Raw genomic sequence first — 18605 nt, 5'->3', positions numbered from 1 at the left:
CCTAGCCCCCAGACAGCATCTAAGGTGCATGCGCTTTTCACAAGAAATGACAACGCTGTCAAAGCGTTGTCTCTTGCGTCGCTGAAAGCCTGGCCGACCCGGTGATCGGTCCGAAATAACAATAAATGGAGACAATATGAGTACTTTCGACACTTCTCGTTGGATTCCCTGTTGTGCGCTATTCCTTGCCGGAACGCTTTCCTGCGTGACACAGGCAACCGCGGCATCCGCGCCCACATACGATTCAACACAAAGTTACGCCGGTGGCAGCGAGGTCTGCTATCAGTCTGACCTGTTTCGTGCCCAATGGTGGGCCGGGCCCGGACAATCACCCGAGGCGGTATACACGGCGACAAACAGCTGGGACAGTCCCTGGCTGCTAGAGACTGAGGGAGGCTGCACAGACATCAACCCGAACGCCACTCCGGTTGCTGTAGCTTCTGTATCACTTTCCGAGATAACCGGTGCGGGGAGCGCGGTCCTGGACGCTGCCGGCTCATACGACGCTGACGGCGACACCCTGAGCTTTGCGTGGAGCCAAATTTCGCCCGCCGCGCCACTCGCGAGCATCACAAGCCCGCAGAGCGCGGCTACTGAAGTTCAACTTGCCGCCGTTGCCACTGACACCACCTACCGTTTCCGAGTGACCGTCAGTGATGGAAGTTTGACCGCAACGGATTCCATCAGCTTGCTCCAACGTGCTGATACACCCCAGGGCAACACCGCCCCAGTGGCGCGCGCCGAAGTGGATCAGTCCCAGGTGAGCTGCCCCGCAATGGTATTACTCGACGGGAGTAACTCTTCCGATAGCGATCTTGATACCCTTTCCTTCCAGTGGCGCCAGACCGCAGGTGCCACAGCCCAAATCAGCTCGCCCAACGATCCAACCACTCAGGTCACTCTGCCAAGTTCGGCCGGAAATTTTTCGTTTGAGCTAACGGTGAGTGATGGTGCACTACAACACAGTGATGCGACCACTATCTCCCAACAATGCGGGGGGAGTGGTTATCCAATTTCCCTGAGTGCTCTGCAACAGAAAGAAGCCGAACTGACTTCTAGCGACCTGTTCCGAGCGGTAAAGGAAACGATCACAACACGCACCAACACAGCAGTTGAACAGGTGGCACCGAGGCTCAGTTCAAACCCAGCTAACGTGCGCCGTGCGGAAGCAATCGTTAGTAATCAGAAGTGGGATTTTCTGTTCCCAGTTCGGGCACCGGAATACTCTTACACCAATTTTCTCCGCGCAATCGCAAAATTCCCGGCCTTCTGTGGTGATTACACGGACGGGCGCGATGCGGACGCCATCTGCCAAAAATCTCTCGCAACCATGTTCGCGCACTTCACCCAAGAGACCGGTGGACACACAAGTCACTGGGTCGAACCCGAGTGGCGCCAGGGGTTGTACTTTTTGCGCGAGCAGGGATGGACCGAAAGTGCCGCGAACGGCTATGGAATTTGCGATCCATCAACCTGGCAGGCACAACAATGGCCGTGCGCGACCTTTGCCGACGGTAGCTACAAAAGCTACTTTGGTCGCGGCGCTAAACAATTAAGTTATAACTACAACTACGGGCCATTTTCTGCAGCGATGTTTGGCGATGTAAATGTCCTGCTCGAATCACCCGAGTTAGTGGCTGACACCTGGCTTAACCTCGCCAGCGCCGTGTTCTTTTTCGTCTATCCGCAACCTCCGAAACCCAGCATGCTGCACGTCATCGACGGAACCTGGCAGCCGAATGGTCAAGATCTCACCAGTGGCCTGGTACCCGGCTTCGGTGTAACAACGATGATCATAAACGGCGGGATCGAATGTGGCGGCAGTGCGGAACATGCGCAATCGCAAAATCGTATCGATTACTACCAAAACTTCGCAGAGTACCTGTCTGTACCGATTCACGCAGATGAAATATTAGGATGTGCCTCAATGGACAGGTTCGCAGTGGGCGGTGCGGGCGCGATGGAAATCTATTGGGAGCAGGATTGGAACTGGGACCCCAGCTATCCGAATGGTGAGAGCTACGCGTGTAAACTCGTTGGCTACCAGACGCGCTTCTCGGCATTTATTGAGGGCGACTATGTGCGTTGCGTTGACCATTTCTTTGACGTGAATATCGACTACGACAACTAGCGCGATCCTGTAGCCGCCACGGGCAAGGCCGCACTGTTTATCAATGCGATGTACAGTGCGGTTTTACGGCGGGGGTTGCCACGTAAAACGTGGGCAGCAATCTGGAGGTTAAGAGTCAACCCAGGTTATAGAAGACTCATCGTCTCCATGCTTATCGGCACACGGAGTAGACTTAGGTGGAACCACACCCACACGACTCTTCGGGTCGGTATGCTGCTGTTCCCAATGCGCCACCGCTTCCGCGCAAAGCATCTTCTGCTCTGCGGTAATCGCAACACCATTCGGCCATTTGCCCAACTCTATTGCGCGCTTCAGGCTACCGACTATCTGAGGATTGAGTATCTTCAATAGTTCATCGAGCGATTGGAACATCTTCGAATCACCTTCGTATTCAACAAAACAGACACACCAAAAAAAAGCCGGTCAAAGACCGGCTTTCCTTTGCTCGGACACTATCGGCCTTGCGACCGACAGTTTACCGACGACTCAAGACACGTGGTCTTAAGCTTCTGCAGCTTCTGCAGTCTCGTCCGCAACCGGACGATCCACCAGCTCGACGTAGGCCATCGGCGCCTTGTCGCCTGCGCGGAAACCACATTTCAGAATGCGGATGTATCCACCAGGACGGGCTTCATAACGAGGACCCAGTTCGTCGAACAGCTTGCGCACTGCATCCTTATCACGGATACGGGCGAAAGCCAGACGGCGGTTAGCAACACTGTCTTTCTTGGCCAGGGTGATCAGCGGCTCGGCAACGCGACGCAGTTCTTTGGCTTTAGGCAGTGTGGTTTTGATCAGCTCGTGCTCTACCAGAGAAGCGGTCATGTTCTTGAACATGGCCTTGCGGTGAGAGCTAGTACGACTGAATTTACGGCCACTATAACGATGACGCATAACTCAATTCCTCACGACTAGAATTGCTTTCTCAGCAAGTCGTTTGTGAGTGGTATTTGCTATGGGCACACACCACTCGGGTTTCTTACAGGGCCGGGCTCAACACCCGCACCACAAACGCTTTACAGGGGGCTCAGCTTGCTATCGCCTTTGAGGCTGGCCGGCGGCCAGTTCTCAAGACGCATACCCAGCGAGAGACCGCGAGAGGCCAGAACGTCTTTGATCTCGGTCAGAGACTTCTTACCCAGGTTCGGAGTCTTCAGCAGCTCTACTTCGGTACGCTGAATCAGGTCGCCGATGTAGTAGATGTTTTCTGCCTTCAGACAGTTAGCCGAACGAACGGTCAGCTCCAGGTCATCAACCGGGCGCAACAGCACCGGATCAACTTCCTCTTCCTTCGCTTCTGGCTGGGCATCCTTCTCGCCTTCAAGGTCCACAAATACTGCGAGCTGCTGCTGCAGAATAGTGGCGGCGCGACGGATTGCTTCTTCCGGGTCCAGAGTACCGTTGGTCTCCAGATCCAGAACCAGCTTGTCCAGGTCAGTACGCTGTTCTACACGCGCGGATTCCACGCTGTAGGACACGCGACGAACCGGGCCGAAAGATGCGTCCAGTTGCAGACGGCCAATGGCGCGGGTCTCTTCTTCGTCTTCGCGACGTGCGTCGGCGGGCTGGTAGCCACGACCGCGCGCAACGGTCAGACGAATGTTGAGTTCAACATCGCCAGTGATGTTAGCGATCACATGTTCGGGGTTCACGATTTCAATGTCGTGGTCCACCTGAATGTCGCCTGCGGTAACCGCACCTGGGCCTTTCTTGCTCAGGCTCAGCACTGCCTGGTCCTTGCCGTGCATCACCACCGCAATTTCCTTCAGGTTGAGCAGGATTTCGATTACATCTTCCTGCACACCTTCAATTGCGCTGTACTCGTGCTCAACACCGTCGATCTCAACTTCAGTGACGGCGCAGCCCGGCATGGAGGACAGCAGGATGCGGCGCAGCGCGTTGCCGAGAGTGTGGCCGAAACCACGCTCCAGCGGTTCCAGAACCACTTTAGCGTGGTTCTGGTTGTACTCGGTGACGTCAATACGACGAGGTGTCAAAAACTCGTTGACAGCAGTCTGCATAGCCATACCTGTATTACAGTTTTATTCCTTAAATGGAACAGAGCCTTACTTGGAGTAGAGTTCCACGATAAGGTTTTCATTGATCTCTGCCGGCAGATCTACACGATCCGGAACACGCTTGAAGGTACCTTCGAGCTTGCTCGCGTTCACGTCTATCCACTCAACGTCACCGCGCTGTGCAGCGAGGGAAACGGAGTTCTGGATACGCATCTGCTTCTTGGACTTCTCGCGAATGGAGATAACGTCGCCTTCTTTAACAGAGTAAGAAGGGATGTTTACGGTAGCGCCATTCACCAGGATCGCCTTGTGAGATACCAGCTGACGTGCTTCAGCACGAGTAGAGCCGAAGCCCATGCGGTAAACCACGTTGTCCAGGCGTTTTTCCAGAAGTTGCAGCAGGTTTTCACCGGTTGCACCTTTCAGACGCGCCGCTTCCTTATAGTAGTTGCGGAACTGCTTTTCCAGCACACCGTAGATACGGCGTACTTTTTGTTTTTCACGCAGCTGAATACCGTAGTCGGAGAGACGGCCGCGACCAGCGCCGTGAACACCCGGCTTGGTTTCTGCACGACACTTGGAGTCGTGCGGGCGAACGCCACTTTTCAGCTGAAGATCGGTACCTTCCCGACGGGAAAGTTTACATTTTGGTCCAATATAACGTGCCATTTCGTCAACCCCCTCTTACACGCGACGTTTCTTGGGCGGACGACAACCATTATGCGGGATTGGCGTCACGTCGGTGATGTTGGTGATCTTGTAGCCGCAGTTGTTCAGTGCGCGAACAGCAGATTCGCGACCGGGGCCAGGGCCCTTAACTTCGACATCAAGGTTTTTCAGGCCATACTCCTGAGCAGCAGTGCCTGCGCGCTCAGCAGCAACCTGGGCTGCGAATGGGGTGCTCTTACGAGAACCGCGGAAACCGGAACCACCAGCGGTAGCCCAGCTCAGAGTATTGCCCTGACGGTCAGTGATCGTCACGATCGTGTTGTTGAACGATGCGTGGATGTGGGCAACACCGTCGACAACGGTCTTTTTGACCTTTTTGCGAGCAGTAGTTTTTGGCTTAGCCATACCTATATCCTAAATCCTGTACTTGTGAAGACTTGCGCGACGTAAGTAATTACTTACGGATCGGCTTGCGCGGACCTTTACGGGTACGAGCGTTAGTCTTGGTGCGCTGACCGCGAAGCGGCAGGCTGCGACGGTGACGCAGACCGCGGAAGCAACCCAGGTCCATCAGACGTTTGATGTTCATGGATACTTCACGACGCAGATCACCTTCAACGGTCAGTTTTGCAACTTCACCGCGGATGGTTTCGATCTGGTCTTCGGACAGATCACGAAGTTTGGTGGATTCAGCGATACCTACCGCTGCCAGAATAGACTTGGCCGTAGTGCGTCCGACACCATAGATATGGGTCAGGGAGATCACGGCGTGCTTGTGGTCTGGTACGTTTACACCAGCAATACGTGCCATAGAGGCGTACTCCACGTATTGTGAACCGCACAACTTTGGTTGTGGCGCGATTCAATTCTTAATTCGGCGCTGACAGCGAATAAAAAGCCACCAACACCACCAAAAAGGCGCGCAAGAATAGCTTTTCATACACCAAATTGCAATAGCCCGCCTTCCCAGAGCCGAAACTCAGGGTGAAACGGACGACAGTCAACGCCCCCTTTTTAGACCATCGAGACAGCACTTGCTGACTCTTAGGTCTTACCGCAGATCAATACATCTGCGGTGTGCCTTTTAACACGGGGCTGTGCCAAGAGGCAAATTCTTTCAAGAACGATTGGTTTCCTAACCAACTCGGCGCAGTTGCGCCGAAACTCGCCTTCCCTGGCGAGCCACTAATCGACAAGCTGTGCCGATTAGCCCTGCCGCTGCTTGTGACGAGGCTCAGCGCTGCAGATAACCCGCAGAACGCCTTTGCGACGTACGATTTTGCAGTTACGGCAGATCTTTTTAACAGAAGCGCGTACTTTCATGACCTTACCTCAATTCAATCCTGCTGCCTGGGTCACCGATTAACGGCGACCATAGCTTTGCAGATTTGCCTTTTTCATTAACCCATCATACTGGTGGGACAACAGGTGCGACTGCACTTGCGCCATGAAGTCCATCACAACGACCACAACGATCAGCAGTGATGTACCGCCCAGATAGAACGGAATGTTCAGCCCAACTACCAGGAACTGCGGCAGCAGGGATACCAACGCGATGTAGCAAGCACCCACCAGGGTCAAGCGAGTCAGAACGCTGTCGATGTAACGAGCGGTCTGTTCACCTGGGCGAATGCCCGGTACGTAGGCACCGGATTTTTTCAGGTTGTCTGCCACTTCATTCGGGTTAAACATCAACGCCGTATAGAAGAAGCAGAAGAAGCCGATCAGCAGAGCGAACAGAATAATGTTCAGAGGCTGACCCGGGCCCAGCTGCAGTGCCATCCACTGCAGAATCTGTGCACCAATGCCTTCACCACCCTGGCCGAACCACTGCGCAAGTGTCGCAGGGAACAGCAGGATACTGCTGGCAAAGATCACCGGGATCACACCGGCCATGTTGACCTTCAGCGGCAAGTGGCTGGACTGTGCCGCAGGCGCCTGCGAGTAACGACCTGCCTGACGACGTGCGTGGTTGATAGTAATACGGCGTTGACCGCGTTCCATCACCACTACGAAGTAGACTACCGCCAACGCAACGAAGCCGATGGCCAGCAGCATCAGGATGTGCAATTCACCCTGACGCGCCTGCTCGAAAGCCTGACCGATGGCACTGGGGAGACCAGCGACGATACCGGCAAAGATCAGCATCGAAATGCCGTTACCAACACCGCGCTCGGTGATCTGCTCACCCAGCCACATCATGAACACTGCACCGGTTACCAGTGACACAACGGCCACAAAGTAAAAACCGAATGCGGGCTCTGCGGAATAAGCCAGGTTTTGTCCGGCGAGACCAAAGGTCATACCGATACCCTGGATCAGAGCCAGAAACACCGTTAGATAACGAGTGTACTGGTTGATTTTACGACGGCCTGCATCACCTTCCTTCTTTAACGCTTCCAAAGAAGGCGTTACCGCGGTCATCAACTGCATGATGATGGACGCAGAGATGTAAGGCATGATGCCGAGCGCGAGAATACTCATCCGCTCCAGTGCACCACCGGAAAACATGTTAAACAGACCCAGGATCGTTCCCTGATTCTGATTGAACAGATTCGCCAGTTTCTCCGGATCAATACCGGGCACCGGAATGTGGGTCCCTATGCGATAAACAAGAATCGCGAGAAACAGAAAACGAAGGCGAGCCCAAAGCTCGCCTAATCCCTTGCCGTTGCCCAGGGAGTTAACACCAGTTCCTGGTCGTGCCATTGGGGCCTCGATTTAGTCTTCTACTTTTCCGCCAGCAGCTTCGATGGCTGCTTTAGCACCCTTGGTGACACCCAGACCTTTAACGGTAACCGCTTTGGTCAGTTCACCAGAAAGGAACACTTTGGCGCGCTTAATGTGGTTGCCGATAATATCGGCATTCTTCAGCGCTGCCAAATCAATAGTGTCGCCTTCTACCTTCGCCAGCTCCGCCAGACGCACTTCCGCTACAAAGCGGCCAACGCGAGAGGTGAAACCGTACTTCGGCAGACGCTTCTGCAAAGGCATCTGACCGCCTTCGAAGCCCGGACGAACACTACCGCCGGAGCGGGATTTTTGACCTTTATGGCCGCGACCGCCGGTTTTACCCAGGCCGCTACCAATACCACGACCAACGCGCTTGGCGCTGCTCTTGTGACCCTCAGCGGGAGACAGTTCATTCAAACGCATGTTACGCCTCCTCCACTTTAATGAGGTAGTTCACTTTGTTGATCATGCCGCGCACAGAGGGAGTGTCTTCCACTTCCACAGTGTGACCAATGCGGCGCAGACCCAGACCAGCAACACACGCCTGATGATTCTTCAGACGACCGTTGATGCTTTTAACCTGGGTTACTTTGATGGTCTTCTTAGCCATGACTCATTCACTCAAAGCAAGTTCAGACCGGGCTGCAGCGAATCACTACAGCCCGAGCCGAATCAGTTCAGGATTTCTTCCACAGACTTGCCGCGCTTGGCAGCAACGTCTTCTGGGCTACTCATTTTGCCCAGCGCACTGAAGGTGGCGCGTACGACGTTTACCGGATTGGTAGAGCCGTAGCACTTGGCCAGTACGTTGTGGACACCAGCCATTTCCAGTACGGAGCGCATGGCACCGCCGGCAATTACACCGGTACCCTGGGAAGCGGGCTGCATGTATACCTTGGAACCGCCGTGGCGACCGTTGGTAGCGTACTGGATGGTGTCACCATTCAGGTCTACCTGGATCATGTTGCGACGCGCAGCTTCCATAGCCTTCTGGATGGCAACTGGCACTTCGCGGGCTTTACCACGACCAAAGCCAACGCGGCCATTGCCATCGCCAACTACGGTCAGAGCGGTGAACGCAAAGATACGACCACCCTTAACGGTTTTGGCAACACGATTGACCTGAACCAGTTTCTCCTGGAGGCCTTCGTCGTTGCTCTTCTCGACTTTTTCTCTAGCCATAACTCAACCCTTAGAATTTCAGACCGGCTTCACGGGCAGCGTCAGCCAGGGCCTTAACACGGCCGTGGTATTTGAAACCGCTACGATCGAAGGCTACCGTTTCAACGCCAGCGGCTTTCGCGCGCTCAGCGATCAGGGTGCCAACGGCTTTAGCAGCATCGACGTTACCAGTTTTGCTTTCACGCAGGTCCTTATCCAGAGTAGAGGCGGTGGCCAATACCTTGTCGCCATCGGCAGTCAGGATCTGTGCGTAAATGTGGCGGGGAGTGCGGTTCACTGTCAGGCGAACGGCGCCCAGCTCACGGAACTTGGCGCGGGCACGACGTGCACGACGCAAGCGAGTTTGCTTCTTAACGTTCATATCTATGCCTTACTTCTTCTTGGCCTCTTTGCGATACACGCGCTCATCGGCGTAGCGGACACCCTTACCTTTGTAGGGCTCCGGCGGACGGAATGCGCGGATCTCTGCGGCCACTTGACCTAACAGCTGCTTATCGCTGCTCTTCAGTACGATTTCAGTCTGGCTCGGGGTTTCTGCAGTAACACCTTCCGGCAGTGCGTAATCTACCGGGTGAGAGAAACCGAGAGTCAGGTTAACGGTCTTACCAGATGCTTTCGCACGGTAACCTACACCGTTCAGCTGAAGTTTCTTTTCGAAACCCTGACTGACACCGACCACCATGTTGTTAACCAGCGCGCGGGTAGTGCCGGCGAGGGCACGTGCCTGCTTGGAACCGTTGCGTGCAGCAAAGGTCAGCTGATTCTCTTCCTGTTTAACTTCAACGTCGCTATGCGCGGAGAAGTTCAGGTTGCCATTACCACCTTTCACAGCGATTTCCTGACCTTTCAGGTCAACGGAAACGCCAGCGGGGATACTTACGGGACTATTAGCTACTCGAGACATATTAACCCCCGCTTAGAATACGGTGCAGAGCACTTCGCCGCCGACGCCAGCCTGACGGGCAGCACGATCGGTCATCACACCCTGAGAGGTGGAGACGATAGCGATACCCAGGCCACCGCGAACGGACGGCAACGCTTTTTTACCTGCGTAGTTACGCAGGCCTGGACGGGAAACCCGGTCCAGCTCAGCAATTACCGGCTTGCCCTGGAAGTATTTCAGTTCGATGGTCAGCTCAGGCTTGGCACCTTCGCTAACAGCTACATCAGTAACGTAACCTTCGCTCTTCAGAACGTTTGCTACGGCTACTTTCAGTTTGGAAGAAGGCATAGAAACACTGCCCTTGCCGCGCGCCAAGGCGTTGCGGACACGGGTCAGCATATCTGCCAACGGATCTTGCATACTCATTACTTAAGACTCCTCAAGTGTGCCGTATTACCAGCTGGACTTAACCAGACCGGGGACATCACCACGCATAGCGGCTTCACGCAGTTTGTTACGGCACAGGCCGAACTTGCGGTAGACAGCGTGGGGGCGACCAGTGATACGACAGCGACGTTGCTGACGTACCGGGCTTGCATCGCGCGGCATTTGTTGCAGCTTGAGTTGAGCCTCCCAGCGTTCCTCATCGGAAGCGCTGGCACTGGCGATGATCGCCTTCAGCTCTTGACGCTTTTCAGCGTACTTAGCTGCGGTTCGAGCGCGCTTGTTCTCGCGCGCAATCATGGATTTCTTCGCCATGGAATCCTCTTAACCCTTGAAAGGGAAGTTGAATGCTTTCAGCAGTGCACGACCTTGTTCGTCGGTAGCTGCTGTAGTAGTGACACAAATATCCAGGCCACGAATTTTGTCTACTTTGTCGTAGTCAATTTCCGGGAAGATAATTTGTTCTGTTACACCCATTGAGAAGTTACCACGACCGTCGAACTGCTTCGGGCTAATGCCACGGAAGTCGCGGATACGTGGGATAGCGATACCAATCAGTCGCTCCAGGAACTCATACATGCGCTCACCGCGCAGAGTTACCTTACAACCGATCGGCCATTCTTCACGGATTTTGAAACCCGCGATAGACTTGCGCGCTTTGGTCACAATAGGTTTTTGACCAGTGATTGCAGTCATGTCATTGACTGCATGTTCCAGTACCTTCTTATCACCAATGGCTTCACCGACACCCATGTTGACGGTGATTTTGGTGATGCGCGGCACGGACATTACGTTCTCAAGTCCCAGCTCTTCTTTAAGCTTGGACGCGAGTTCTTTGGTGTAGAGCTCTTTAAGCCTTGCCATGTTTTCCACCTGACTTATGCGTCAACGGCTTCGCCGCTGGATTTGAAGACGCGGATCTTAGTGCCATCTTCCAGTACTTTGAAGCCTACCCGGTCAGCTTTTTGCGTATTCGGGTTGAAGATGGCTACGTTGGAAGCCTGAATAGCGGCCTCTTTCTCAACGATCCCACCGGCAACACCCAACTGTGGGTTCGGCTTCTGGTGTTTTTTGATCATCTGAACACCGGATACGATCAAACGGCCATCGTTCAGCACCTTGGTTACGGTGCCACGCTTGCCCTTGTCGCGACCGGCGATAACGATCACTTCATCGTCACGCTTGATCTTGCGCATTACTCTTCTCCGCTCGTGGCTTAGATAACTTCGGGAGCCAGTGAGATGATCTTCATGAACTTCTCACCACGCAACTCACGAGTTACCGGGCCAAAAATACGGGTGCCGACCGGAGCTTGGTTCTGGTTCAGCAGCACCGCTGCGTTATCGTCAAATTTGATCAGGGAGCCGTCTGGGCGACGCACACCTTTTTTGGTGCGAACCACAACAGCGGTCATTACCTGACCCTTTTTCACTTTACCGCGAGGAATCGCTTCCTTAACGGTTACTTTGATAATGTCGCCAACACCAGCGTAGCGACGGTGGGAGCCGCCCAGCACCTTGATGCACATGACACGGCGAGCCCCACTGTTATCGGCTACTTCTAAGTAGGATTCTGTTTGAATCATTGTTCCTCTCCGAAAACCGGTTTAGGTTTTCACAGTCAATGGGCCCAGGTTTAAACCTTCGCCGCACGCTCTACAATAGTTTGCAAGGACCAGGACTTACTCTTGGACAGCGGACGAGACTCTTCAATGGTCACAACATCACCGATGTTGCAGTCATTGTTCTCATCGTGTGCCTTGAGCTTGGTGGACTTGCTCAAAATTTTGCCGTAGATCGGGTGCTTAACACGGCGCTCGATCAAAACGGTGATGGTTTTATCCATCTTGTCACTCACAACCTTACCGGTCAGAGTACGCTTCAGTTTTGCTTCAGCCATGATTAATTACCTGCCTTCTCGGTCAACACAGTCTTAATGCGAGCAATGTCGCGACGAGTCTGCTTCAGCAGATGGGTCTGAGTCAGCTGACCGGTGGACTTCTGCATACGCAGCTTGAACTGTGCTTCAAGCTGGGTAATCAGTTCCTGGTTCAGTTCTTCAACTGACTTTGAGCGTAGATCTGCAGTCTTCATTACATCACCGAACGCTTAACGAAAGTTGTCTTTACAGGCAGCTTGGCTGCGGCGAGCTCAAATGCTTCGCGAGCCAATTCTTCGGAAACACCCTCCATCTCGTAGAGGACCTTACCTGGCTGAATCTGGGCAACCCAGTATTCAACGCTACCCTTACCTTTACCCATCCGAACCTCGAGAGGCTTGTTGGTGATGGGCTTGTCTGGAAACACACGAATCCAGATTTTACCGCCACGTTTAACGTGACGAGTCATTGCGCGACGAGCCGCTTCGATCTGACGCGCAGTAATGCGTCCACGACCGATGGCCTTGAGGCCGAACTCGCCAAAGCTCACTTTAGAGCCGCGCTGAGAAAGACCGCGGTTGCGACCCTTCTGTACCTTGCGGAATTTTGTACGCTTTGGTTGTAGCATCTGCGCACCCCTTACTTAGCAGCTTTCTTGCGAGGCTTCGCTGGCTTCTCTTCGGCAACTTCGTCACCGATGACTTCACCTTTGAAGATCCAAACTTTCACACCAATGATGCCGTAAGTCGTGCTGGCTTCAGCGGTGCCGTAGTCGATGTTGGCACGCAGGGTGTGCAGAGGTACACGACCTTCGCGGTACCATTCGGTACGTGCGATCTCAGCGCCGCCCAGACGGCCGCTAACCTGGATCTTGATACCTTGTGCGCCCTGGCGCATAGCGTTTTGTACGGCACGCTTCATAGCGCGACGGAACATAACGCGACGCTCCAGCTGCTGAGCAACGTTCTGGCCAACCAGAGTGGCGTCCAGATCAGGTTTGCGCACTTCTTCGATGTCGATGTGCACGGGCACACCCATCTGAGCGCTAACTTCGTTGCGCAGACGCTCTACGTCTTCACCTTTCTTACCGATTACGATGCCCGGACGCGCAGTGTGAATAGTCACACGAGCGGTGTTGGCCGGACGTTCGATCTCGATGCGGCTCACAGAAGCGTGGGCCAGTTTTTTGCGAATGAATTCGCGAACTTTCAGATCCGTGTACAGCTTGTCTGCGTACTCGTCGCTGCCGGCATACCAAACAGAAGTATGCTTTTTAACGATACCCAGACGAATGCCGGTAGGATGTACTTTTTGTCCCATGGTTTTCTCGCCTGCTCTCTTATTTCTCGGCTACTTTCACAGTGATGTGACAAGTACGCTTCAGAATACGATCGGCACGACCTTTTGCACGCGGCTTAATGCGCTTCATGGTCATACCCTCATCCACGAAGATGGTGGAAACCTTCAGTTCGTCGACGTCGGCACCTTCATTGTGCTCGGCGTTGGCGATGGCAGATTCCAGAATCTTCTTGACGATCGCAGCACCCTTCTTGTGGCTGAAAGCCAGGATATCCAGGGCTTCCTCGACACCTTTGCCGCGAATCTGATCAGCTACCAGACGCGCTTTCTGTGCCGAAAGACGAGCACCGCGTAGTTTTGCTTGCACTTCCATCTCTATAACCTCGGCTTAGCGCTTCTTCGCTTTCTTATCCGCGGCGTGGCCACGGTAAGTGCGGGTAGCGGCGAATTCGCCCAGCTTGTGGCCAACCATTTCTTCGTTGACCAGAACGGGCACGTGTTGACGACCGTTGTGTACAGCAATCGTCAGGCCCACCATTTCCGGCATAACCATGGAACGGCGGGACCAGGTTTTAATCGGCCGGCGATCATTTTTCTCGATCGCTGCCTCCACCTTTTTGATCAAATGCAGATCAATAAAGGGACCTTTCTTTAATGAGCGTGGCACTGTCGATTCCTCTCTAGCAGCTCAGACATCGCGCGGCTTATTTGCCGCGACGACGTACAATCATGTTGTCGGTGCGCTTGTTCTTACGCGTTTTCTTACCCTTGGTCGGAACGCCCCAAGGTGTCACAGGGTGACGACCACCGGAGGTACGACCTTCACCACCACCATGCGGGTGATCTACCGGGTTCATCGCCACACCGCGAACGGTAGGACGAACACCGCGCCAGCGTTTGGCACCAGCTTTACCCAGCTTGCGCAGGCTGTGTTCAGAGTTGCTCACTTCACCCAGGGTGGCGCGGCACTCAGACAGAACTTTACGCATTTCGCCAGAACGCAGACGGATAGTCGCGTACTGACCTTCACGGGCAACCAGCTGTACAGAGGCACCGGCAGAGCGGGCCAGCTGAGCACCTTTACCAGGCTTCAGCTCGATGGCGTGAATTACAGAACCAACAGGGATGTTGCGCAGCGGCAGGGTGTTACCTACAGCGATAGGCGCAGCGTCGCCAGATTGGATCTTGGCACCGGCCTTGAGGCCTTTAGGCGCAATGATGTAACGACGCTCACCGTCGGCATAGCACACCAGGGCGATGTGCGCGCTGCGGTTCGGATCGTATTCCAGGCGCTCAACGGTGGCTGGAATGCCATCTTTGTTACGCTTGAAATCCACTACGCGATAGTGATGCTTGTGACCACCACCGATATGACGGGTGGTAATGCGACCGTTGTTGTTACGGCCACCGGTCTTGGACTTCTTCTCAACCAGCGGAGCGTAAGGCGCACCTTTGTGCAGGTCGGTGTTAACAACCTTTACCAGGTGACGACGGCCAGCAGAGGTCGGTTTTGCTTTTACAATAGCCATTGCAACTTTCCCCTTTACTCAGCGGCTTCGAAGTTGATGTCGCTGCCTTCGGCCAGACGAACGTAGGCTTTTTTCCAGTCGTTGCGCTGACCCATGCCAGTGCGAGTACGCTTGGTTTTACCCTTAACGTTCACGGTGCGAACCTGCTCAACAGAAACGTTGAACAACTTCTCTACCGCGGCCTTGATTTCGGCTTTGGACGCGTCGGTGGTTACCTTGAAAACTACCTGGTTGGCGGCGTCCGCCAGCACAGCAGCCTTCTCGGAAATTACCGGGCCCAGCAGTACTTTGTAGATTCGCTCTTGGTTCATCCCAGCACCTCATCAATTTTCTTCAGTGCAGAAACGGTAACCACGACCTTGTCAAAGCGAATCAGGCTTACCGGATCGATACCCTGTACATCGCGAACATCGATCTTGTGCAGGTTGCGCGCGGCCAGGTAGAGGTTTTCGTTAACCTCTTCGGTCACGATCAACGCGTCGGACAGATCGTACTGTGCCAGTTTGGTTACCAGCTGCTTGGTCTTCGGCGCTTCAACGTCGAAAGACTCAACTACAACCAGACGCTCCTGACGAGCCAGCTCAGAGAGAATGCAGCGCAGTGCAGCGCGGTACATTTTCTTGTTCAGCTTTACACTGTGATCACGCGGCTCAGCAGCGAAGGTTACGCCACCAGAACGCCACAGCGGGCTACGGATAGTACCGGCACGAGCACGGCCAGTACCTTTTTGGCGCCACGGCTTCTTGCCGCCGCCGGAAACCGCAGAGCGGTTTTTCTGAGCCTTGGTACCTTGGCGAGCGCCAGCCATGTAGGCGACAACTGCCTGGTGTACCAGGTCCTGATTGAATTCACGACCGAAAGCCACTTCAGAGACTGCAACAGTGCCTTTAGCGCCTTCGGGAGTAGCGATATTCAGTTCCATATCTATTTCCCCTCAGACTTAGGCTTTAACTGCCGGACGAACGATTACGTCACCACCGGGAGCGCCAGGTACGGCACCTTTAACCAGCAGCAAGTTACGTTCGGCATCAACACGAACCACTTCCAGGTTTTGCGTGGTTACACGCTCAGCACCCATGTGACCGGCCATTTTCTTGCCTTTCCACACACGACCAGGAGTCTGGCACTGACCGATAGAACCGGGAGCGCGGTGAGACAGGGAGTTACCGTGAGTAGCGTCCTGGGTACGGAAATTCCAGCGCTTAACGCCACCCTGGAAACCTTTACCTTTGGAAGTGCCGGTTACGTCGATCTTCTGACCAGCTTCAAAGCCAGATACAGTGATTTCAGAACCGATTTCGAAGGACTCTTCAGAACCATCAGTACGCAGTTCGAAAAGTGCAGAGCCAGCCTCAGTGTTGGCTTTGGCGAAGTGGCCCGCTTGGGGCTTGGAGACACGGAAAGCCTTACGGGAACCCACAGTTACTTGAACCGCGGAGTAGCCGTCAGTTTCCACAGTTTTCACCTGAGTGACGCGGTTCGGAGCTACCTCGATAACAGTTACCGGGATAGAAGCGCCATCTTCGGTGAAGATGCGAGTCATGCCGCTCTTGCGGCCGACAATACCTATAGTCATCTTTTCAACCTCTCAGTGCACGGGGCTTTAACCCACTGCGGCCGCCCAATTTCAGAGCGTTACACTACCCAGACCGTTTTCGCCTGGGATTCGGTAGTTAATTTAACGTGTTAGCCGAGACTAATCTGAACCTCAACACCGGCCGCCAGATCGAGCTTCATCAGCGCGTCAACGGTTTTCTCGGTAGGCTCTACAATGTCCAGCAAACGCTTGTGAGTACGAATTTCGTACTGGTCGCGCGCGTCTTTGTTGACGTGCGGAGAAATCAGTACGGTGTACTTCTCTTTACGAGTCGGCAGCGGGATAGGACCGCGTACTTGTGCGCCAGTGCGCTTGGCCGTCTCAACAATCTCCTGGGTAGACGCGTCGATCAGCTTGTGATCGAACGCCTTCAGGCGAATTCGGATGCGTTGACCCTGCATGGAATCAAACTCCAATAATAAAAGCTAAAGAACGTCCTTTTACGCAGCCCCGAGGGCGGGCGAAAAGGAGCGCGAATTCTACGGGCGAAGTTTTGAGCTGTCAACCGCTAATAGCGAACGCTCATGCGGGCATAGAACACGGCTGAATCCTGCTCGGGAGTCGCTTCCTTAGTGGGTTCTGCGTAGTTCATTGAGAGTGACCAGAAGGTGCCCGAAAGTGCCAATCCAACGCCACCCGCACCAAGCGGGGTCTCAACGTTAATTTTTTCCGTTCCGTCCGCACCACGGTCTAGGGATTTGGCTTCGCCGTAGTCAAAGAAGAGATATGGCTCAACGGTCACGCCCCACGGCTGCCAGCCATCGTAATGCAGCTCAGCCTGCCCATACCATCCCCGGTCACCACTGACAGCGCTGGGCAAATAGCCCCGGATACTGGTAGGGCCACCGAGCGAGAATGACAGCGAACCCGGCAGCTGCGCGTCATTACTGTGCTGCCAGGAGGAAAGCAGAATACCGTAGAAACCTGTGGTGCCCGCGCGCACGTACCCGGTCAGCGCACCGTTATACAGGGTTTCCTGGGTAGCCTGGCGGGCAGAGCCCACGTCGGACTTGTCGTCAAAATCAGTGTAGGCCAGCATTTGACGGCCAGTCACCTGCCAGTTGCGCCCTACCCAGTTGACGCTGACGCCAACCTGACCCTGCAGGATAGCGTCGTCACTAAACACGACCCCAGCAATTTCGGTAGTAGAGCGGGTGTAGCCCGCAGCGCCAAGCACATTCAGCCAGCCGCGCTCACCAGACCAGGCCAACCAGGAGGACTCGAGCCCGAGGCGGTGCGAATCGCCCTGTACTTCGGAAGTGGCAAAATCCCCCTCGGTCAGGTCTGTGCGAGTCAGTGACGCACTGCCACCGACACGCCAAAGGGTACCGGGGAGAGGCCGGTTGTAGCTCAGACTGAGGGACTGTGCACCCTCACTACCCGACAGGTAAGCAATGGCACGGTCGCCTCCGGAAAGCAGGTGCTGGCGGCGGTACATAAAGCCAATTGACTCGCGCCCAGAGCTCTCGTAACCGTAGTTGTCGGCGAAGGTCTGGAAAAAGCCGCGCTCGGGCTCCTGCACGGTGACCACAATGTCTGTCAAACCAAAAGATTCACCGCGACGCAGTTCCGCGCGAATGCGCTCGTCGTGCAAGCGGTTGAACTCGAGGATATCCGCCTGCAGCCGCGGCATATCCACAGTTTCCAGGCCCTGGTGCTCGACCATCCACTCGGAGAAGAAGGCGTCCGGCGTGTATTCGTTGCCTTCAAAGCGAATCTCGCCCAGCTTGCCCTCGATCAGGCGAATCGATACCACACCCTCTTTTACTTCCTGCTGCGGCAGCACCGCTACGGCGGTGTAGACCCCAGACTCGCGGTAGGTGCGGTTGATCGACTCTACGATCTCCATCAATTGGCTGTGGGCGACCTGCTGCCCCAGATAAGGTAGAACGATGTCCCGCAGCTGCTGTTCGGTAAGCAGTTCCGATGGACTGAAGCGCACGCTGCGCAGCTCGAATACCGGCCCCTCCAGCTCTCGCGGATCACCGGTCACTTCAACCTCATCGATCAGCCGCAAAGCGGGCACCGCAGGGCGGTCCATCAGCAACTGCTCGCGACGGCGAATCTCCGCCGCCTGCTCCCCCGCATCGGCGCCGGGAATGTGGTCGGGCAGATCGACTTCCGTCTGCGCCCAGGCACAGGGCACCGCCACTGCGAGCGCCAGTGCCTGCGCGAGTTTTCCAAATTCCAACCTTGCCACTTTCATCACCATTCAGGTTTATTGCCAATTCCCGGCGGCTTG

31 protein-coding genes are annotated in these 18605 nt (G+C 54.8%); 1 reads left to right on the top strand and 30 read right to left on the bottom strand.

Annotated elements, in window-relative coordinates:
• Positions 1–136 precede the first annotated feature (136 nt).
• The gene (locus tag KUV22_RS15255) at positions 137–2131 is read left to right on the top strand and encodes a glycoside hydrolase family 19 protein (RefSeq protein WP_222232529.1); all 1995 of its coding nucleotides are present in this window, start codon (positions 137–139) and stop codon (positions 2129–2131) included.
• A gap of 108 nt (positions 2132–2239) precedes the next feature.
• On the opposite strand, the gene KUV22_RS15250 is transcribed toward KUV22_RS15255, so the two are convergent.
• The 30 genes from KUV22_RS15250 to KUV22_RS15105 form a co-directional block, all read right to left on the bottom strand.
• Complete coding sequence (locus tag KUV22_RS15250; RefSeq protein WP_222232527.1) at positions 2240–2503, bottom strand: YeaC family protein; 264 nt, start codon at positions 2501–2503, stop codon at positions 2240–2242.
• A gap of 129 nt (positions 2504–2632) precedes the next feature.
• Positions 2633–3025 (bottom strand): 50S ribosomal protein L17, encoded by a 393-nt coding sequence (rplQ, locus tag KUV22_RS15245; RefSeq protein WP_010133817.1) that lies wholly within the window; start codon positions 3023–3025, stop codon positions 2633–2635.
• 122 nt (positions 3026–3147) lie between these two features.
• Positions 3148–4152, bottom strand: a complete 1005-nt coding sequence (locus tag KUV22_RS15240; RefSeq protein WP_010133820.1) for a DNA-directed RNA polymerase subunit alpha — start codon at positions 4150–4152, stop codon at positions 3148–3150.
• 45 nt (positions 4153–4197) lie between these two features.
• Positions 4198–4818, bottom strand: a complete 621-nt coding sequence (gene rpsD / locus KUV22_RS15235) for a 30S ribosomal protein S4 (protein ID WP_222232525.1) — start codon at positions 4816–4818, stop codon at positions 4198–4200.
• A 15-nt stretch (positions 4819–4833) separates the two neighbouring features.
• Positions 4834–5223, bottom strand: a complete 390-nt coding sequence (gene rpsK, locus KUV22_RS15230) for a 30S ribosomal protein S11 (protein WP_010133822.1) — start codon at positions 5221–5223, stop codon at positions 4834–4836.
• Between the two features lie 49 nt (positions 5224–5272).
• On the bottom strand, positions 5273–5629 hold the full coding sequence (gene rpsM, locus KUV22_RS15225) for a 30S ribosomal protein S13 (protein ID WP_010133823.1): 357 nt from the start codon (positions 5627–5629) through the stop codon (positions 5273–5275).
• A gap of 395 nt (positions 5630–6024) precedes the next feature.
• Positions 6025–6141, bottom strand: a complete 117-nt coding sequence (gene rpmJ / locus KUV22_RS15220; protein WP_010133825.1) for a 50S ribosomal protein L36 — start codon at positions 6139–6141, stop codon at positions 6025–6027.
• A 39-nt stretch (positions 6142–6180) separates the two neighbouring features.
• Positions 6181–7527 carry a preprotein translocase subunit SecY gene (gene secY / locus KUV22_RS15215; RefSeq protein WP_029250111.1) on the bottom strand — a complete coding sequence of 449 codons (1347 nt, stop codon included), beginning with the start codon at positions 7525–7527 and terminating at the stop codon, positions 6181–6183.
• A 12-nt stretch (positions 7528–7539) separates the two neighbouring features.
• Positions 7540–7974 carry a 50S ribosomal protein L15 gene (gene rplO / locus KUV22_RS15210; protein ID WP_222232523.1) on the bottom strand — a complete coding sequence of 145 codons (435 nt, stop codon included), beginning with the start codon at positions 7972–7974 and terminating at the stop codon, positions 7540–7542.
• Position 7975: 1 nt separating this feature from the next.
• A complete protein-coding gene (rpmD, locus tag KUV22_RS15205) occupies positions 7976–8161 on the bottom strand; it encodes a 50S ribosomal protein L30 (protein ID WP_077406649.1) in 186 nt (61 codons plus the stop codon).
• 62 nt (positions 8162–8223) lie between these two features.
• Positions 8224–8733 carry a 30S ribosomal protein S5 gene (gene rpsE, locus KUV22_RS15200; protein WP_010133830.1) on the bottom strand — a complete coding sequence of 170 codons (510 nt, stop codon included), beginning with the start codon at positions 8731–8733 and terminating at the stop codon, positions 8224–8226.
• A 10-nt stretch (positions 8734–8743) separates the two neighbouring features.
• Entirely contained in the window at positions 8744–9094 is a 351-nt protein-coding gene (gene rplR / locus KUV22_RS15195; protein ID WP_222232521.1) for a 50S ribosomal protein L18, read from the bottom strand.
• A 9-nt stretch (positions 9095–9103) separates the two neighbouring features.
• Positions 9104–9637 carry a 50S ribosomal protein L6 gene (gene rplF, locus KUV22_RS15190; protein ID WP_222232518.1) on the bottom strand — a complete coding sequence of 178 codons (534 nt, stop codon included), beginning with the start codon at positions 9635–9637 and terminating at the stop codon, positions 9104–9106.
• A 12-nt stretch (positions 9638–9649) separates the two neighbouring features.
• Positions 9650–10042 carry a 30S ribosomal protein S8 gene (gene rpsH, locus KUV22_RS15185; RefSeq protein ID WP_222232516.1) on the bottom strand — a complete coding sequence of 131 codons (393 nt, stop codon included), beginning with the start codon at positions 10040–10042 and terminating at the stop codon, positions 9650–9652.
• A gap of 27 nt (positions 10043–10069) precedes the next feature.
• Complete coding sequence (gene rpsN / locus KUV22_RS15180; RefSeq protein WP_010133834.1) at positions 10070–10375, bottom strand: 30S ribosomal protein S14; 306 nt, start codon at positions 10373–10375, stop codon at positions 10070–10072.
• 9 nt (positions 10376–10384) lie between these two features.
• Entirely contained in the window at positions 10385–10924 is a 540-nt protein-coding gene (gene rplE / locus KUV22_RS15175; RefSeq protein ID WP_077406658.1) for a 50S ribosomal protein L5, read from the bottom strand.
• Positions 10925–10938: 14 nt separating this feature from the next.
• Positions 10939–11256: a 50S ribosomal protein L24 gene (gene rplX / locus KUV22_RS15170; RefSeq protein ID WP_077406661.1), complete on the bottom strand. Its 318-nt coding sequence runs from the start codon at positions 11254–11256 to the stop codon at positions 10939–10941.
• A gap of 20 nt (positions 11257–11276) precedes the next feature.
• Complete coding sequence (gene rplN, locus KUV22_RS15165; RefSeq protein ID WP_077406664.1) at positions 11277–11645, bottom strand: 50S ribosomal protein L14; 369 nt, start codon at positions 11643–11645, stop codon at positions 11277–11279.
• Between the two features lie 50 nt (positions 11646–11695).
• Positions 11696–11959, bottom strand: coding sequence for a 30S ribosomal protein S17 (rpsQ, locus tag KUV22_RS15160; RefSeq protein ID WP_222232514.1), 264 nt, complete (start codon positions 11957–11959; stop codon positions 11696–11698).
• Between the two features lie 2 nt (positions 11960–11961).
• Complete coding sequence (rpmC, locus tag KUV22_RS15155) at positions 11962–12153, bottom strand: 50S ribosomal protein L29 (protein ID WP_010133840.1); 192 nt, start codon at positions 12151–12153, stop codon at positions 11962–11964.
• A complete protein-coding gene (rplP, locus tag KUV22_RS15150; RefSeq protein ID WP_222232512.1) occupies positions 12153–12566 on the bottom strand; it encodes a 50S ribosomal protein L16 in 414 nt (137 codons plus the stop codon). Before rplP ends, rpmC begins: the two co-directional genes overlap by 1 nt.
• An 11-nt stretch (positions 12567–12577) precedes the next feature.
• On the bottom strand, positions 12578–13258 hold the full coding sequence (gene rpsC, locus KUV22_RS15145; protein WP_222232510.1) for a 30S ribosomal protein S3: 681 nt from the start codon (positions 13256–13258) through the stop codon (positions 12578–12580).
• A 19-nt stretch (positions 13259–13277) separates the two neighbouring features.
• On the bottom strand, positions 13278–13610 hold the full coding sequence (gene rplV / locus KUV22_RS15140) for a 50S ribosomal protein L22 (RefSeq protein WP_010133843.1): 333 nt from the start codon (positions 13608–13610) through the stop codon (positions 13278–13280).
• A gap of 15 nt (positions 13611–13625) precedes the next feature.
• Positions 13626–13904 carry a 30S ribosomal protein S19 gene (gene rpsS, locus KUV22_RS15135; protein WP_010133844.1) on the bottom strand — a complete coding sequence of 93 codons (279 nt, stop codon included), beginning with the start codon at positions 13902–13904 and terminating at the stop codon, positions 13626–13628.
• Positions 13905–13941: 37 nt separating this feature from the next.
• Positions 13942–14766, bottom strand: coding sequence for a 50S ribosomal protein L2 (gene rplB / locus KUV22_RS15130; RefSeq protein WP_077406676.1), 825 nt, complete (start codon positions 14764–14766; stop codon positions 13942–13944).
• Between the two features lie 14 nt (positions 14767–14780).
• On the bottom strand, positions 14781–15077 hold the full coding sequence (gene rplW, locus KUV22_RS15125; RefSeq protein ID WP_077406679.1) for a 50S ribosomal protein L23: 297 nt from the start codon (positions 15075–15077) through the stop codon (positions 14781–14783).
• The gene (rplD, locus tag KUV22_RS15120; RefSeq protein ID WP_222232508.1) at positions 15074–15688 is read right to left on the bottom strand and encodes a 50S ribosomal protein L4; all 615 of its coding nucleotides are present in this window, start codon (positions 15686–15688) and stop codon (positions 15074–15076) included. Before rplD ends, rplW begins: the two co-directional genes overlap by 4 nt.
• A gap of 18 nt (positions 15689–15706) precedes the next feature.
• Entirely contained in the window at positions 15707–16342 is a 636-nt protein-coding gene (gene rplC / locus KUV22_RS15115; RefSeq protein ID WP_222232506.1) for a 50S ribosomal protein L3, read from the bottom strand.
• 110 nt (positions 16343–16452) lie between these two features.
• Positions 16453–16764 carry a 30S ribosomal protein S10 gene (gene rpsJ / locus KUV22_RS15110; RefSeq protein ID WP_010133849.1) on the bottom strand — a complete coding sequence of 104 codons (312 nt, stop codon included), beginning with the start codon at positions 16762–16764 and terminating at the stop codon, positions 16453–16455.
• A 107-nt stretch (positions 16765–16871) separates the two neighbouring features.
• Positions 16872–18563 (bottom strand): ShlB/FhaC/HecB family hemolysin secretion/activation protein, encoded by a 1692-nt coding sequence (locus KUV22_RS15105; RefSeq protein ID WP_222232504.1) that lies wholly within the window; start codon positions 18561–18563, stop codon positions 16872–16874.
• Positions 18564–18605: the final 42 nt, after the last annotated feature.

The sequence above is a fragment of the Microbulbifer agarilyticus genome, assembly GCF_019800665.1.
Taxonomy (GTDB): Bacteria; Pseudomonadota; Gammaproteobacteria; order Pseudomonadales; family Cellvibrionaceae; genus Microbulbifer; species Microbulbifer agarilyticus_C.
Note: the sequence above shows the minus strand (reverse complement) of the source record. Positions and strands in the feature narration are given on the sequence as shown.